Origin of the sequence: Stenotrophomonas sp. PA-6-5C (genome assembly GCF_021605635.1) — a bacterium.
Classification (GTDB): Bacteria; Pseudomonadota; Gammaproteobacteria; order Xanthomonadales; family Xanthomonadaceae; genus Stenotrophomonas; species Stenotrophomonas lactitubi.
This window is the reverse complement of sequence record NZ_WKEE01000045.1, coordinates 1-14726: the sequence shown is the minus strand read 5'-3', so window position 1 is coordinate 14726 and position 14726 is coordinate 1. Positions and strand designations below refer to the sequence as shown.

Below are 14726 nucleotides of genomic sequence, written 5' to 3'. Positions count from 1 at the left end.
ATTGAGGGCTGTCTCCGGTGTGTCCCGGGACGCGTCAATCTAGGTTTCCGGCAGGTGACGGAGGTGTGAAGTTTTACTAAATTCGTAACGGTTTTCCAACGAAGTTCAAATAACCGGGCAGATTGGCTCTGTTCCGGCCCATTCACCGTTGTGGCCGGCCCGGCGCGCTGCCGGGCCGGCCTCTGGCTCAGTCGGGCAGGGAGAACTGCACCGGCACCATGCCGATGGCCGGAACGGCCATGCCATCACGCTCGGCCGGCACGAAACGCCAGTGGCGCAGCACCTGCTGGCGCGCGGCCTGGTCCAGGCTGCGCGAGCCGCTGCTGCGTTCGATGCTGACATTCACCGGCTGCCCGCTGGGGTCCACCTCCACCCGCAGCAGCACCGTGCCCTGCTCGTGGTTGCGCAGCGCCTGGATCGGGTAGCTGGGCGGCGGGTTGCTGCGGTACTGCAGCTGGGCACCGGCCAACGGCGCGGACGGGGCGATCGTCGGCGCCGCCTGCACCACTGTCGGCTCGGCGGCCGGCAGGATGATGCCCTGGGCCTCTTCGACGGTCGCGGTGGGCGCTGGCAGTGTTGGCGGGACCGGCACGGCCTGCTGCTTCTGCACCACTTCCACCTTTTCAGGTTTGGGCGGCAAGGGGACGGGCTCGGGCTTCGGTTCTTCCTTCGGGATGAACCGGATCGTGGTCTGGTCGCGTGGAAGTGCGGTGACGGCCTGGTAGGTCGCCGGAATCAGCAACATCAGGAAAGCAAGCAGATGCAGGGCGATGGCCGCACTCCAGGCGGCAACGCGGGCGGGATCGAAGTGCAGGGGTACTACGGGATACGTACGAACCATGTTCCACCTCCATGCCAGTGTTGAAGTCCTCAACGCACCAGGGCCGCCATCGGGGTTGCCGCACGCGGCTGGCAGTCAATCATTAGCGCGCCGCCTCCACCACTGCCTAGAGGCAGGGGCGGCAGCGTTGAGCTGGCCTTCATCTAGTGAGGCGCGCACGGCAGCCGCGGAAACGAAAACGGCGCCCCGCAGGGCGCCGTTGCAGGAAGCGGGCAGGGGCCTCAGCGGCCCAGTTCGAACACCACGTCCAGGTTCACCGAGACGGTCGACTCACCCGGGGCGACCGGGGTGGCCTTGTCCATTGCCATGCCGGCGGCCTGCGCACGCATCATCGGCATCGGGCGGAAACCGCCACCGGCGTTCTCGGAGATGCTGACAATGCGGCGCACCTGCAGCCCAAGCGACTTCGCATAGGTCTGGGCGCGGGCCTGGGCCTTCTTCAGTGCCGCCAGGCGGGCTTCGTCATAGACCGGTTCGGGCTGGTCGATCTCGAACTGCGGGCCGTTGATCTGGTTGGCGCCCTGCGCGGCCAGCGCATCCAGCACCTTGCCGAGCTTGGCGATGTCGCGGACCTTCAGGCTGACGGTGTTGCTGGCCTGGTAGCCGGTGATCTTCGGTGCTTCGTTGTCGGCATAACGGTACTGCGGATTGAGGCTGACGCCGCTGGTCTGCACGTCGCGCTCGGCGATGCCGGCGGCCTTGATCGCGGCCAGTACCTTGTCCATCTGCTGGGCGTTCTGGCGCATCGCGCTGTTGCCGTCGGCGGCCTGGGTGACCACGCCGGCCGACAGGGTCGCCACGTCCGGCACGCGGGTGGCTTCGGCGTTGGCCGAGATGTTCAGCAGCGTGCCTTCGGCCGCGGCGGCGATCGACGGCGACGACGGGTCGGCATGGGCGGTCATCGAAGCTCCAAGAGCGAGGGACAGGGCAAGCAGCAGCGGGGTGGCGGTGCGGCGCATGGGATCTCCTTGTTGTGGCGGTGAGGGTGGTGTCGTAGCGATGAACGCGCTGTGAGTCCGTTCGGGGTTGCAGGCGCCGGGGAAGGATTGTCCGACGATTCAGGTACCGGCGTCAGGTTATGCTGTGTCGATGCTCTATCTTGCTTCCCGCTCCCCCCGACGCAACCAGCTGCTGGCCCGACTCGGACGCCCTTTCCAGGCCTTGGACCTGGAGGTCGTCGAGCAGCGCGCGGCCTCTGAAAGTGCCCAGGACTATGTCTGCCGGGTCGCCGCCGACAAGGCGCGCGCCGGCCTGGCGCGGGTGCTGGCCGATGACCCGCAGGCACGGGTGCTGGGCTCGGATACCGAAGTGGTGCTCGATGGCGACGTGTTCGGCAAGCCGGCCGACGCCGCCGACGCGCGGGCGATGCTGGCGCGGCTGGCCGGGCGCACCCATCAGGTGATGACCGCCGTGGTGGTGGTCGACGCGCAGGGGCTGGACAGCGAACTGGTCGTTTCCGAGGTCACCTTCGCCGCGATCGATGCGGCCGACATCGCCGCCTACGTCGCCACCGGCGAGCCGCTGGACAAGGCGGGCGCCTATGCCATCCAGGGCGGCGCCGAGCGCTGGATCGAACACCTTTCCGGCAGCTACTCCGGTGTCATGGGGCTGCCGTTGCTGCATACCGATCGTCTGCTGGCCCGCTGCGGCGTGCTGGCCCCAACTGCTGATGCCGCCAGGGAGGCTGCCGATGTCTGAGGAAATCCTGGTCAATGTGACCCCGCGCGAAACCCGGGTCGCGGTGATCGAGAACGGCATGCTGCAGGAACTGCACATCGAGCGCGGTTGGCGCCGGGGTGTGGTCGGCAACATCTACAAGGGCAAGGTGCAGCGGGTCATGCCGGGCATGCAGGCGGCATTCGTCGAGGTGGGGCTGGAGCGCGCTGCGTTCCTGCACGCCAACGACGTGGTGCGGCCGGCGCCGGTGGCCAGTGCCGACACCGAGAACACGACGCTGCCGCCGCCGTCCAGCGTGCCGATCGTGGAGCTGCTGCGCGACGGCCAGGACATCGTGGTGCAGGTGGTGAAGGATCCGATCGGGACCAAGGGCGCACGCCTGACCACCCAGATCAGCATCCCCTCGCGCTACATGGTGCTGCTGCCGCAATCGAAGGTGGTGGGCGTGTCGGCGCGCATCGAGGACGAAGGTGAGCGCGCGCGGCTGAAGGCGCTGGTGACCGAACTGTCGGCCCAGCACGGTGGCTACGGCTACATCGTGCGCACCAATGCCGAAGGCCAGCCGGCCGAGGCCATCGCTGAAGACATCGCCTACCTGTCACGGGTGTGGAACGTAGTCGAGCGCCGTGGCCGCGAGGCGGCGTCGTGCAGCAACATCTATGAAGACCTGAGCCTGCCGCTGCGCTCGGTGCGCGACCTGATCCGCAAGGACGTGGACAAGGTGAAGGTGGACTCCAAGGAGACCTTCGCCCAGCTGCAGGCCTTCGTGGCCAAGTACATGCCGGTGCTGGCCGAGAAGATCGAGCTGTACAGCGGTGATCGACCGATCTTCGACATGTTCGGGGTCGAGGACGAGATCGGCCGTGCGCTGGACAAGCAGGTACCGCTGAAGTCGGGTGGCTATCTGGTGATCGACCAGACCGAGGCGATGACCACGATCGACGTCAATACCGGCTCGTTCCTCGGCCAGCGCAACCTGGAAGAGACGGTGTTCCGCACCAACCTGGAGGCCGCGCAGGCGGTGGCCAGGCAGCTGCGCCTGCGCAACCTGGGCGGCATCATCATCATCGACTTCATCGACATGGATGATGCCGAGCATCGCCGCCAGGTGCTGCGTACCCTGGAGAAGGCGCTGGCCCGCGACCATGCCAAGACCACGGTGTACGACTTCTCGCCGCTGGGTCTGGTGGAGATGACCCGCAAGCGCACGGTGGAAAGCCTGGAGCGCCAGCTGTCGGAGACCTGCCCGCAGTGCAGTGGCCGCGGCACCATCAAGACCACCGAAACGGTGACCTACGAAATCTTCCGCGAGATCACCCGTGCGGTGCGCCAGTTCGATGCCGCGCGCCTGCTGGTGATCGCCTCCAGCAAGGTGGTGGCGCGGATCACCGATGAGGAATCCACGGCCGTGGCCGAGCTGGAGGAGTTCCTCGGCAAGAGCATCCGCTTCCAGGCGGATGAGCAGTACCTGCAGGAGCAGTTCGATGTTGTTCTGCTCTGATCCAGGCCGACTGTCTGCTTCCGGTGGCCGATGAGCGCGCCGCCGCGCCTGCGACTGCGAAGGATCCGCCGTCATTTCATCGCCGCATGCGCGGTCGGCCTGGTCGGGCTTGCCCTGCTGGTCGGCACCCTCAGCCAGCTGCTGCCGCTGGCTGAGCGCCATCCGGACAGGATCGCGGCCTGGCTGAGTGCGCGCGCCGGACAACCGGTGCGCTTCGAACGCCTGGACACCACCTGGACCCGACGCGGTCCACTGTTGCAGTTGAAGGGCCTGCGCATCGGCGCGGGCCAGGGCCTGGCCATCGGCGAAGCCGAGGTGCTGGTGTCGATGTACAGCGGCCTGTTGCCGGGCCGCTCGCTGACCGAACTGCGCCTGCGCGGCCTGGCGCTGGACCTGCAGCAGGCCGCCGATGGCCGCTGGTCGGTGCGTGGCCTGCCGCAGTCCAGCGCTGGCGGCGATCCGCTGGATGCGTTGCGCCGGCTGGGCGAACTGCAGGTGATTGGCGGCCGCCTGGGCGTGCATGCACCTGCGCTGGGCGTGGACACCACCCTGCCGCGCATCGACCTGCGCCTGCGCGTGGATGGCGACCGCCTGCGGGTGGGCGTGCGTGCCTGGGCACAGACCGACGCCTTGCCGCTGACGGCGGTGCTGGACCTGGATCGCCAGCGCGGCAACGGCCAGGCCTGGCTGGGCGCCGACCCGGTTGATTTCCGCGCCTGGTCGCCGTTGCTGGCGGCCGGTGGCATGCGCCTGCGCGAGGGCAAGGGCGAACTCAACCTGTGGCTGACCCTGCGGGATTTCGCGCCGGTGGCGCTGACCACCGATTCGGACCTGCGTGATCTGCGTATCGAAGGCGCGCCGATGCCCGGCATCGCGGCTCCGCAGATGCAGCTGCAACGGCTGCAGGCGCGCCTGCGCTGGCAGCGGGCCGCAGACGGTTGGGCGCTGCAGGTGCCTCGCCTGCGCCTGCAGGCCGATGGCAGCCAGCAGCAGCTGGACGGCCTGCACGTGCGGCTGGGCAAGCAGATGCAGGTGCAGGCCGGGGCGGCGCAGGCGGGTATCGCTCTGCGCGCGCTGGCACTCAGCGACCGGCTGGATGCGGGCCTGCGCCATTGGCTGTACCTGGCCAAGCCGCAGCTGGACGTGGCGCAGCTGCAGGTGCGCGGTCAGCAGGATGGCCCGTTGTCGGTACAGGGCGAACTGCAGTCGCTGGGCTTTGCCAGCGTTGGCAACTCGCCGGGCCTGCGCGGCCTGGGCGGCCGCTTCGAGGGCGATGCCGATGGCTTCAGCCTGCAGCTGCAGCCGCAACGCCAGCTGCAGTTCGATTGGCCGACCGGTTTCGGTGTGCGCCACGATCTGCATCTGGCCGGGCAGATCGTCGGTTGGCGCGACGAGGGTGGTGGCTGGCGCATCGGCACCCCGGCGATGCGCGTGGAAGGCACCGACTACGCCGCCGACGTGCGCGGTGGGCTCTGGTTCCAGGGCGATGGCACCCGGCCGTGGATGCAGCTGGCGGCCAAGCTGGACGACGTGCCGATGACCGCCGCCAAGCGTTTCTGGATCCATTCCAAAATGAGCAAGGGCGCCACCGACTGGCTGGACATGGCCTTGGCCGGTGGCCAGGTGCGCAACGGCATCGGCCTGGTCAGCGGTGACCTGGACGATTGGCCGTTCGACAACAACGACGGCCGCTTCGAGGCCACCGGCCACATCACCAACGGGGACATCCGCTTCCAGCACGACTGGCCGTTGATGAGCCAGGTGGACGCCGATGTCGCCTTCATCGGCCCAGGCTTCCACATGCAGGGCCGCGGCGATCTGGCCGGCGTAGCGGTACAGAAGTTCGAAGCCGGCATCCAGGATTTCGGCCAGCAGCCGCTGTATGTGCGCGCCGACAGCCAGGGCGATGCCGGCAAGCTGCTGGCAATGCTGCGGCAGAGTCCGCTGCACAAGGAATACGGCGACACCCTGGACAACCTCGCGGCAAGCGGCCCGGCCAACGTGCATTTCGACCTGCTGCAGCCTCTGCATCATGACCAGGGTGGTGGCCACCTGCAGGGCACGGTGGACCTGGCTGGGCTGAAGCTGGTCGACAAGCGCTTCCAGCTGGAATTCGACAACATGCGCGGGCAGGCCCGCTACAGCAACGCCGGCTTCGCCGCCGAGGAGCTGACCGTGCGCCACCTCGGCCAGGACGGCCGGCTGAGCCTGCGCGCCGGTGGTTTCGTGCGTGACCCCAAGCTGGCCTTCGAATCGGAACTGGCCGCCACGCTCGATGCGGGCGTGCTGATCGACCGCGCACCGGAAATGGCGTGGCTGAAGCCCTACATCAATGGCACGTCGCCGTGGACCATCGCGGTGAACCTGCCGAAGGTCGCGCCGGGTGCGCCCGCACCACCAAGCGAGTTGCGCCTGCGCTCGGATCTGGTGGGCACCCGCCTGGACCTGCCGGCACCGCTGCAGAAACCGGCCAGCGAGCCGCTGCCGACCACCGTGGCCGCGCAGTTGCCGATGGGTGCTGGCCGCATCGACGTGGCATTCGGCCAGCGTCTGGCGCTGGCCGCGCGCAGCCACAACAACCAGACCGGCGTGCAGGTCACCCTGGGCAGCGACCGTGTTGACCGCGAACCGCCGCCCAGCGGGCTGACCATCAATGGCCGCAGCCCGACGCTGGATGCACTGGAATGGATCGGCCTGGCCCGTGGTGCCGGTGGCGATGGCGATCCGATGCCGCTGCGTGCAGTGGACGTACAGGTCGGCCAGCTGATGCTGATCGGCGGCGTGTTCGAGCAGACCCGCCTGCAGCTGCACCCCGGCCCGCAGGCGCTGGACGTGCGCCTGGATGGCCCCTCGCTGGCTGGCAAGTTGACCGTACCCAACGCCGATGGCGGCACCATCAGCGGCCAGCTCGAGCGGGTGTACTGGCAATCGTTGCCGACCCTTCCCGGAGCCACCGCGGCACCGGCACGGGTGCAGGCCGGTGCCGACGACATGGACCCGGCCAAGCTGCCGCCGTTCGCACTGGACATCGCCGACCTGAAGTTCGGCAAGGTGGTGCTGGGCCAGGCAGTGCTGCGCACGCGGCCGATCGCCAATGGCCTGAGCGTGGAAGAACTACGCTTCCGTGCCCCCAGCCAGGAGATCGACATCCGTGGCCGTTGGCTGGGCAAGGGCGGCGGCTCGCGCACCGCGCTTGATGCGCAGGTGCGCAGTGAAGACCTCGGCGGGTTGCTGCAGAACCTCGACTACGGCGGCCAGCTGCGCGGCGGCTCCGGCCACGCCCAGCTGCAGGCGTCGTGGCCCGGTGGTCCTTCCGATTTCCAGCTGGGCAACCTGCAGGGCCAGCTAGATGTGAACGCCCGCAATGGCCAGCTGCTGGAGCTGGAACCGGGTGCCGGCCGCGTGCTGGGCCTGCTCAGCGTCGCCCAGCTGCCGCGGCGGCTGATGTTCGACTTCCGCGACTTCTTCTCCAAGGGTTTCGCGTTCAACCAGGTCGAGGGCAGCGTGCAGTTCGGCGACGGCATGGCGCGTACCGACAAGGTGCTGATCGAAGGGCCGGCAGCGAACATCACGATCCGTGGCGAGGCCGACCTCCGCAAGCAGCAGTTCGACCAGACCATCGACGTCAACCCGCGCGCGGGCAACCTGCTGACCGTGGTCGGTGCGGTGGCCGGCGGCCCGGTAGGCGCGGCGCTGGGCGCCGCCACCAATGCGGTATTGTCCAAGCCACTGGGCGAGATCGGCGCCCGCACCTACAAGGTGACCGGCCCGTGGAAGGAGCCCAAGGTGGAGGTGATCGAGCGCAGCCGCGAACGCGCGCCAGCGCCGGCACCGCCGCCGCGCATACAACCATTGCCGACCGTGCCGCCGACCGTCACCGAACCGCCGCCGCGCTGAGTCCGGCGTCCCCGTTTCCCCTGGCGGGCTTGCCTGGCCGCCTTCACACCCCCAGATCGAGACCATGACTGACAACGCCCTGACGCTTGCCCAAGATCGCCTGTTGCGCCCCGGTGGCCTGGATACCGCTGGCCTGGAGCGCACCTTCGGCCAACTGCTCGGCCCCGGTGTGGACTTCGGCGACCTGTATTTCCAGCACGCCCGGCGCGAAAGCTGGAGCGTGGAAGACGGCATCGTCAAGGACGGCGCCCATTCCATCGAGCAGGGCGTAGGTGTGCGCGCGATTGCCGGCGAGAAGACCGGCTTTGCCTATTCCGATGACATCCACGCCGGTGCACTGCTGGCGGCGGCGCAGTCGGCACGTGCGATCTCGCGCGAAGGTGGCGCACAGACCGGACGCTCGCTGCTGCGCGGCGATGCGCGCGTGCTGTATCCGGCACTGGACCCGATCGACGGCATCGGCAACGAAGCCAAGGTCGAGGTGCTCAAGCGCCTGGACGGCTACCTGCGCGCGGCCGACCCGCGCGTGAAGCAGGTGATGGTCAGCCTGTCAGGTGGCGTCGATACCGTGCTGGTTGCCCGCACCGATGGTGTGCTGGGCGCCGACGTGCGCCCGTTGGTGCGCTTGAACGTGCAGGTTATCGTTGAACAGAACGGTCGCCGTGAGTCGGGTTACTCCGGCGGCGGTGGGCGCTACGGCTATGAAACCCTGTTTGCCGATGGCCGCCCGGAAGCCTTCGCCCGCGAGGCGCTGCGGCAGGCATTGGTGAACCTGGAGGCGGTGCCGGCACCGGCCGGGGTGATGCCGGTGGTGCTGGGGCCGGGCTGGCCGGGCGTGCTGCTGCACGAGGCGGTCGGCCATGGCCTGGAAGGTGACTTCAACCGCAAGGGCACCAGTGTCTACGCCGGCAGGATCGGAGAGCGCGTGGCCGCCCCGGGCGTGACCATCGTCGACGACGGCACCCTGGATGGGCGCCGTGGTTCACTCAACATCGATGACGAAGGCCATCCGACCCAGTGCACCACGCTGATCGAGGACGGCATCCTGGTCGGCTACATGCAGGACAGCCTCAACGCGCGGCTGATGGGCGTGGCCCCGACCGGCAACGGGCGTCGTGAATCGTTCGCGCACATGACCATGCCGCGCATGACCAACACCTACATGCGCGCCGGCCAGCACGATCCGCAGGAAATGATCCGTTCGGTGAAGAAGGGCCTGTACGCAGTCAATTTCGGCGGCGGCCAGGTCGACATCACCAGCGGCAAGTACGTGTTCTCGGCCACCGAGGCCTACCTGATCGAGGATGGCCGGATCACCGCGCCGGTGAAGGGCGCGACCCTGATCGGCAACGGCCCGGAAACCATGCAGAAGGTGCGCATGGTCGGCAACGACCTGGCCCTGGACGAGGGCGTGGGCATCTGCGGCAAGGACGGGCAGAGCGTGCCGGTCGGTGTCGGCCAGCCTTCGCTGCTGATCGAGGGCATCACCGTCGGCGGTACCCAGGCCTGAGCACGGCGATGGCCACAGCCACCGCCATGCCCGACGGGGACTCAGTCCTCGTCGGCGTCGTCGACCGGCGCGTCCGCCTCGACATCCTCACCGGATGCCTTCAGGCCCAGCGCGGCCGGCAACATCAGCGCGCGCAGCACCTGGAAGATTTCGCGGTAGGCGCGCGGCGGCTTGTTCTTGGCCTTTTCGGCCTGGGCGTTGCGCACCAGCGTGCGCAGCTGCTGGCGGTCGGCCTGCGGGTAATCGTTGAGCAGTGCGGCCAGCGCGGTGTCGCCCTCGTTCATCAGGCGTTCGCGCCAGTCTTCGGCACGGTGCATCATCGCCACTTCGCGGCGACCGGTGTCGCTGTTGGCGTCCAGCGCATCGCGGATCGCGTCCAGCGCGGCATCGTCCTCGCGGCGCATGTGCTTGGCCAGGAACGCCAGCTGCCGCTTGTGCGCGATATGGGCGGTGATCCGCTTGCACTCGGCGATGTGCGGCAGCAGGTCTTCCGGGATCGGCAGGCGCGCCAGCTGGGCCGGGGTCAGCGACACCAGCTTCTCGCCCAGGGCCAGGACGTCGAGCGCATCGCGCCGGTTCTGGCTGCGGCTCTTGTCGTGGAATTCACCGGTTTCTTCGTCTCGTCCGCGCATCGTCCATACCTGATTTCAAAAAAAGTCGCCCGGCGTGATGCCGGGCCCAACCCGCACAGGATAAAGCATTGAACGTGATCGCCCCTGAAGTTGCCGTCGGCGACGACAGCCCGGCCCGGCTGGAACGGCTGGCCGACATCTCCCAGCAGCTGCTGCAGCGTGCCCGCGCGCTGGGCGCCAGCCAGGCCGAAGTCAGCTGCAGCGAAGACCGCGGGCTGGAGGTCAATGTCCGTCTCGGCGAGGTCGAGACCGTGCAGTCCACCCGTGACCGCGGCATTGCCGTGACCGTCTACTTCGGCCAGCGCAAGGGCAGTGCCAGCACCGCCGACCTGCATGAGGCCAGCCTGCTGGCCACCGTCGAGCAGGCCTGCGCGATCGCCCGCCATACCGAGAACGACCCGGCCGCCGGCCTGGCCGAGGCCGGATTGATGGCCCGCGACTTCCCCGATCTGGACGGCTGGCACCCCTGGGAGCTGCAGGCTGACGAGGCTGTGGACCTGGCACTGGCCTGCGAGGCAGCGGGCCGCGAAGCCGATGCGCAGATCCGCAATTCCGATGGCGCCTCGGTGTCGAGCATGCAGAGCGTGTCGGTCTATGCCAATTCGCACGGCTTCATCGGCCGCGAGCGCGGTACCCACCATTCGATCGGCTGTGCGCTGATCGCCGGCACCGGCGACGGCATGCAGCGCGACGGCTGGTACACCGGCGCACTGGCCCGCGAGGACCTGGAAGATCCGGCCAGCGTCGGTCGCCGCGCCGCCGAGCGCACGGTTGCCCGCCTGCAGCCACGTTCGCTGCCGACCGGCAGCATGCCGGTGCTGTACGCGCCGGAAGTGGCGCGCAGCCTGGTGGGCCATCTGCTGTCGGCGGTGTCCGGCGGCGCACTGTACCGTCAGGCCAGCTTCCTGCTGGACAGTGTCGACCAGCAGCTGTTCCCCGACTGGATGCAGATCGAGGAGCTGCCGCACCTGCGCCGCGGCCTGCGCTCGGCCGCCTTCGACGGCGACGGCGTGGCCACGCGCGCGTCGGCCCTGGTCCGCGACGGCGTGCTGCAGCGCTACGTGCTGGGCAGCTATTCGGCACGCAAGCTGGGCCTGCAGACCACCGCCAATGCCGGCGGCGTGCACAACCTGCAGCTGGCGGCCAATGCCGGTTCGCTGCAGGACATCGCCGCGCAGATGGGCGACGGCCTGCTGGTGACCGAGCTGATGGGGCAGGGGGTGAACGGGGTGACCGGCGACTACTCTCGCGGCGCCGGCGGCTTCCGCGTGGAGAACGGCCAGATCCAGTATCCGGTGGACGGCATCACCATCGCCGGCAACCTGCGGGACATGTTCATGGCCATCGAGGCGGTCGGCAGCGACGTCGATCCGCGCTCGCACATCCGCACCGGCTCGATCCTGGTGGGGCGGATGACGATCGCCGGCAATGATTGATGCCATTGATGGCGTAAGCTAGGCCCGCCTGACGCGACCGGCTTGCCGCCGGTCGGTCAAGACCACCCAATAAAAAGGAGTTTTGTCGTGAGCGAATTCGAGAACGTCCCGGCGGCGAGCAGCGTACCGGCCGACCAGCGCACCATGGCCCTGGCGGCGCATCTGCTGGGCATCTTCACCGGTTTCATCGGCGCCCTGGTCATCTGGCTGATCAACAAGGATGACGCCAGCAAGGCCTTCGTCACCGACCAGTCGAAGGAAGCGCTGAACTTCCAGATCACCGTCGCCATCGCGATGTTCGCCTGCATCATCCTGACCTTCGTGGTCATCGGTGCGTTCCTGGCGCCGATCGTCGGCCTGCTCAGCCTGGTCTTCAGCATCATCGCTGCGGTGAAGGCGAACAACGGCGAGACCTACCGTTACCCGTTCGCGCTGCGCCTGATCAAGTAAGACAGGCTGTACGCGGATACGAAAACGCCCGGCACTGCCGGGCGTTTTTTGTTGGTGGCGGCACGCTGCCTCAGTGGTCGCGTTCCACCGCCAGCGTGGCCAGCGCGCGCAGCGCATCGGCTTCTTCGTGATAGCCCGCCAGCGCCTGCTGCATGTGCGCGGACAGTTCGCGCAGCTGCGCCTTGGCGCCGTCCATGCCGAGCAGGGCAGGGAAGGTGCTCTTGTCCTGGGCCTGGTCCTTGCCGGCGGTCTTGCCCAGCTGCTCGGAACTGGCTTCGACATCGAGGATGTCATCGCGGACCTGGAAGGCCAGGCCGAGCGCATCGGCGAAACCGTCGAGCTGGGCCAGCACGGGTTCGGGCGCATCACCGCACAGCGCGCCCATGCGTACCGCAGCGCGGATCAGCGCACCGGTCTTCAGCGCATGCATGCGGGTGAGGGCTGCCAGCGACTGCTGCTGGCCGGTGGCATCAATATCCAGCGCCTGGCCGCCGCACATGCCGGCCGCGCCGGAGGCATGGGCCAGGGTCTGCAGGCATGCCACACGCAATGCCGCCGGCAGGGGCGCATCGGCCAGCAGGCCGAACGCACGGGTCTGCAATGCGTCACCGGCGAGGATCGCGGTGGCTTCGTCGAAGGCAATGTGGGTGGTGGGCTTGCCACGGCGCAGAGCGTCGTCGTCCATGGCCGGCAGGTCGTCGTGCACCAGCGAATAGGCGTGGATCAGCTCCACCGCCATCGCTGCGGCATCAAGCTTGTCCAGCGGTGCGCCGAACACCTGGCCGGCGGCATAGACCAGCAAGGGGCGCATGCGCTTGCCACCACCGAGCACGGAATAGCGCATCGCCTGGTGCAGGCGTTGCGGGGCCTCGGCCGGCGAGGGCAGGGCGGCGTCGAGCTGGCTTTCGATACGGTCGCGCCAGCGCGCGAACAACGCCTCAGCCGTCATGGCTGGGCGGATCGAAGGGTTCGGCGGTTTCGGGCTGGGCCGGATCGCTGAGCAGGCGCACGCGCAGCTCGGCCTGCTCCAGCGCCTGCTGGCACTGGCGGTACAGACCGACGCCACGTTCGTAAGCACTGAGCGACGCTTCCAGGCTCAGCTCGCCGGTTTCCATCTGTTCCACCAGTTGTTCCAGCGATTCGAGCGACTGCTCGAACTGGGCGACCGGGGAGGCGTTTTCGGGGGACTTCTTGGCCATGCGACAAGTGTGGACGGCGCGCGCGCGAGGGTCAATTCACCAGCCGCCCGGATGCCACTGCAACTGTGCATTACGTGCCTGCAGCCACGCCTGCAGCGGTGCGGAAACAACCACGTCGGCGGCCGCCAGCAGCTGCTCTTGGTCGAACAACAGGGGCAGCTGAGCGCGTCGCCAGGGCGCCAGGTGCTCGCGCTGCAGGCAGTCCTTCAACGCGGATGAATGCGTACGCCCGGGCAGCACAATGCGTTCGCCGCCCTGACGGGCGCGCAGTTGCAGCGGGTGTTCGAAGCCGTCCGTGCCGAGCAGGCGCAGCTGGCCGCCGTCGGGCAGCTGCAGCGGCTTGCGGCCATCCCACGCCGCCTGCCAGTCCTTCGGCAGTGACGGCAGCTCTGCCGGCAGCAGGTAGGCGTGCTGGCGCCACTGGCGGATGGCGTGCTGTTGCCAACGCACCTGCGATTGCCGATCGGCGCCGGCGACCATCAGTTCGTTCTGCGCCTGCCGCAGTACGTGCGCCGGCAGCGGTGCTGCGTTGTGCTGGCGTACCCACGCACGCAGCACGCGCGCAGCACGTTCCGGTGCGACCTGGCGCAGCAGCTCCAGCGACAGCACCCGGGGTGCTACTTCCAGGTGAGCGAGCAGCTCGGCATCTTCTTCGTCGAGCAGCGCCCGCGTCTGCGCGCTATGCGCGGCGCTGCCAGCCAATGCGGCGGTGGCATGTGGCCAGCGCTGGCGCAGCAGTGGCAACACCCGCAGACGCAGGAAATTGCGGTCAGCGTCGTCTTCGCCGTTGCTGGGGTCTTCGATCCAGTGCAGGCCGTGAGTCGTGGCGTAGGTCTGCAGGCTGCTGCGAGGCACAGCGAGCAACGGCCGCCACAGGCGATGGCCATCAAGGCGGCTGTCAGCGGTCATCGCCGCCAGCCCATCAATGCCCGAGCCGCGCAACGCGCGCAGCAGGAAGGTCTCGGCCTGGTCATCCTGGTGCTGGGCCAGCGCGAGGGTTTCCGCAGGCTGCAACTCGGCGGCGAATGCAGCGCGGCGTGCCAGCCGGGCGGCACCTTCGAGGCCATGGCCGCCATCACGCGTGACCTGCACGCGGTGCACGGCCAGTTCGATGCCCAGCGCAGCACATTGCTGCTGGCAGTGGCGCACCCAATCATCGGCAGCGGGTTGCAGACCGTGGTGGACATGGATGGCACGCAAGGGCGTGCCGGCGGCCTGCGCCGATTGCCACAGCCAGTGCAGCAGCACGGTCGAATCCAGCCCACCGCTGTAGCCGACCAGCAGCGGTGCATCCAGCGGAACGAGGGTCGGGAAGGCGGTCACGGCGGCAAGTATAGGGTGGGTGGGTGAGCCGGCAGGGCTGCGCCCTGCACCTGCCGATGCCAGGGCAACGGCAACTGCAACGGCCAAAGCAACAGCGGGCATTCCGTGGGATGGCGGGGTGGGTCCGGTTGCAGGGGACGCCGTGAACCTGTGGTGGTCAAGTACTTCTGGACACTCTCAAGGGGCGTTCAGGCCACCTGCGCTTCGTGGAGCGCAGGTGGCACAAGGCCGTTGGCACTGTGCAGCCGACGGTGGTTGTA

Annotated in this window: 12 protein-coding genes; 6 read left to right on the top strand and 6 right to left on the bottom strand. The window is 68.4% G+C overall.

Annotation, left to right across the window (positions count from 1 at the left end; all coding sequences use genetic code 11):
• Window positions 1-187 precede the first annotated feature (187 nt).
• Both GIW57_RS17565 and GIW57_RS17560 read right to left on the bottom strand, forming a co-directional pair.
• Entirely contained in the window at window positions 188-841 is a 654-nt protein-coding gene (locus GIW57_RS17565; protein ID WP_236512152.1) for an energy transducer TonB, read from the bottom strand.
• A 221-nt stretch (window positions 842-1062) separates the two neighbouring features.
• On the bottom strand, window positions 1063-1800 hold the full coding sequence (locus GIW57_RS17560; protein ID WP_025879289.1) for an SIMPL domain-containing protein: 738 nt from the start codon (window positions 1798-1800) through the stop codon (window positions 1063-1065).
• 130 nt (window positions 1801-1930) lie between these two features.
• Here GIW57_RS17560 and GIW57_RS17555 point away from each other — a divergent pair, with 130 nt between their 5' ends.
• From GIW57_RS17555 to tldD, 4 genes are all read left to right on the top strand, one after another.
• Window positions 1931-2539 carry a Maf family nucleotide pyrophosphatase gene (locus GIW57_RS17555; protein WP_089236369.1) on the top strand — a complete coding sequence of 203 codons (609 nt, stop codon included), beginning with the start codon at window positions 1931-1933 and terminating at the stop codon, window positions 2537-2539.
• The gene (gene rng / locus GIW57_RS17550; RefSeq protein ID WP_025879287.1) at window positions 2532-4019 is read left to right on the top strand and encodes a ribonuclease G; all 1488 of its coding nucleotides are present in this window, start codon (window positions 2532-2534) and stop codon (window positions 4017-4019) included. Before GIW57_RS17555 ends, rng begins: the two co-directional genes overlap by 8 nt.
• Before the next feature lie 30 nt (window positions 4020-4049).
• Complete coding sequence (locus tag GIW57_RS17545; protein WP_236512151.1) at window positions 4050-7916, top strand: YhdP family protein; 3867 nt, start codon at window positions 4050-4052, stop codon at window positions 7914-7916.
• 64 nt (window positions 7917-7980) lie between these two features.
• The gene (tldD, locus tag GIW57_RS17540; RefSeq protein WP_100461169.1) at window positions 7981-9426 is read left to right on the top strand and encodes a metalloprotease TldD; all 1446 of its coding nucleotides are present in this window, start codon (window positions 7981-7983) and stop codon (window positions 9424-9426) included.
• A gap of 41 nt (window positions 9427-9467) precedes the next feature.
• On the opposite strand, the gene yjgA is transcribed toward tldD, so the two are convergent.
• Window positions 9468-10058, bottom strand: a complete 591-nt coding sequence (gene yjgA / locus GIW57_RS17535) for a ribosome biogenesis factor YjgA (RefSeq protein ID WP_089236366.1) — start codon at window positions 10056-10058, stop codon at window positions 9468-9470.
• Window positions 10059-10126: 68 nt separating this feature from the next.
• Between yjgA and pmbA the strand changes: the two genes are divergently transcribed.
• Both pmbA and GIW57_RS17525 read left to right on the top strand, forming a co-directional pair.
• Window positions 10127-11494 (top strand): metalloprotease PmbA, encoded by a 1368-nt coding sequence (gene pmbA / locus GIW57_RS17530; protein ID WP_236512150.1) that lies wholly within the window; start codon window positions 10127-10129, stop codon window positions 11492-11494.
• An 87-nt stretch (window positions 11495-11581) separates the two neighbouring features.
• A complete protein-coding gene (locus GIW57_RS17525; protein WP_108265702.1) occupies window positions 11582-11944 on the top strand; it encodes a DUF4870 domain-containing protein in 363 nt (120 codons plus the stop codon).
• A 70-nt stretch (window positions 11945-12014) separates the two neighbouring features.
• On the opposite strand, the gene GIW57_RS17520 is transcribed toward GIW57_RS17525, so the two are convergent.
• Genes GIW57_RS17520 through tilS form a run of 3 tightly spaced genes read right to left on the bottom strand, consistent with a single transcriptional unit; the run spans window position 12015 to window position 14466 of the window.
• A complete protein-coding gene (locus tag GIW57_RS17520; protein ID WP_165377762.1) occupies window positions 12015-12893 on the bottom strand; it encodes a farnesyl diphosphate synthase in 879 nt (292 codons plus the stop codon).
• The gene (locus GIW57_RS17515; RefSeq protein ID WP_006381978.1) at window positions 12883-13143 is read right to left on the bottom strand and encodes an exodeoxyribonuclease VII small subunit; all 261 of its coding nucleotides are present in this window, start codon (window positions 13141-13143) and stop codon (window positions 12883-12885) included. The genes GIW57_RS17520 and GIW57_RS17515 overlap by 11 nt, the downstream gene beginning before the upstream one ends.
• A 36-nt stretch (window positions 13144-13179) precedes the next feature.
• Window positions 13180-14466, bottom strand: coding sequence for a tRNA lysidine(34) synthetase TilS (tilS, locus tag GIW57_RS17510; protein WP_236512148.1), 1287 nt, complete (start codon window positions 14464-14466; stop codon window positions 13180-13182).
• Between the last annotated feature and the right edge of the window lie 260 nt (window positions 14467-14726).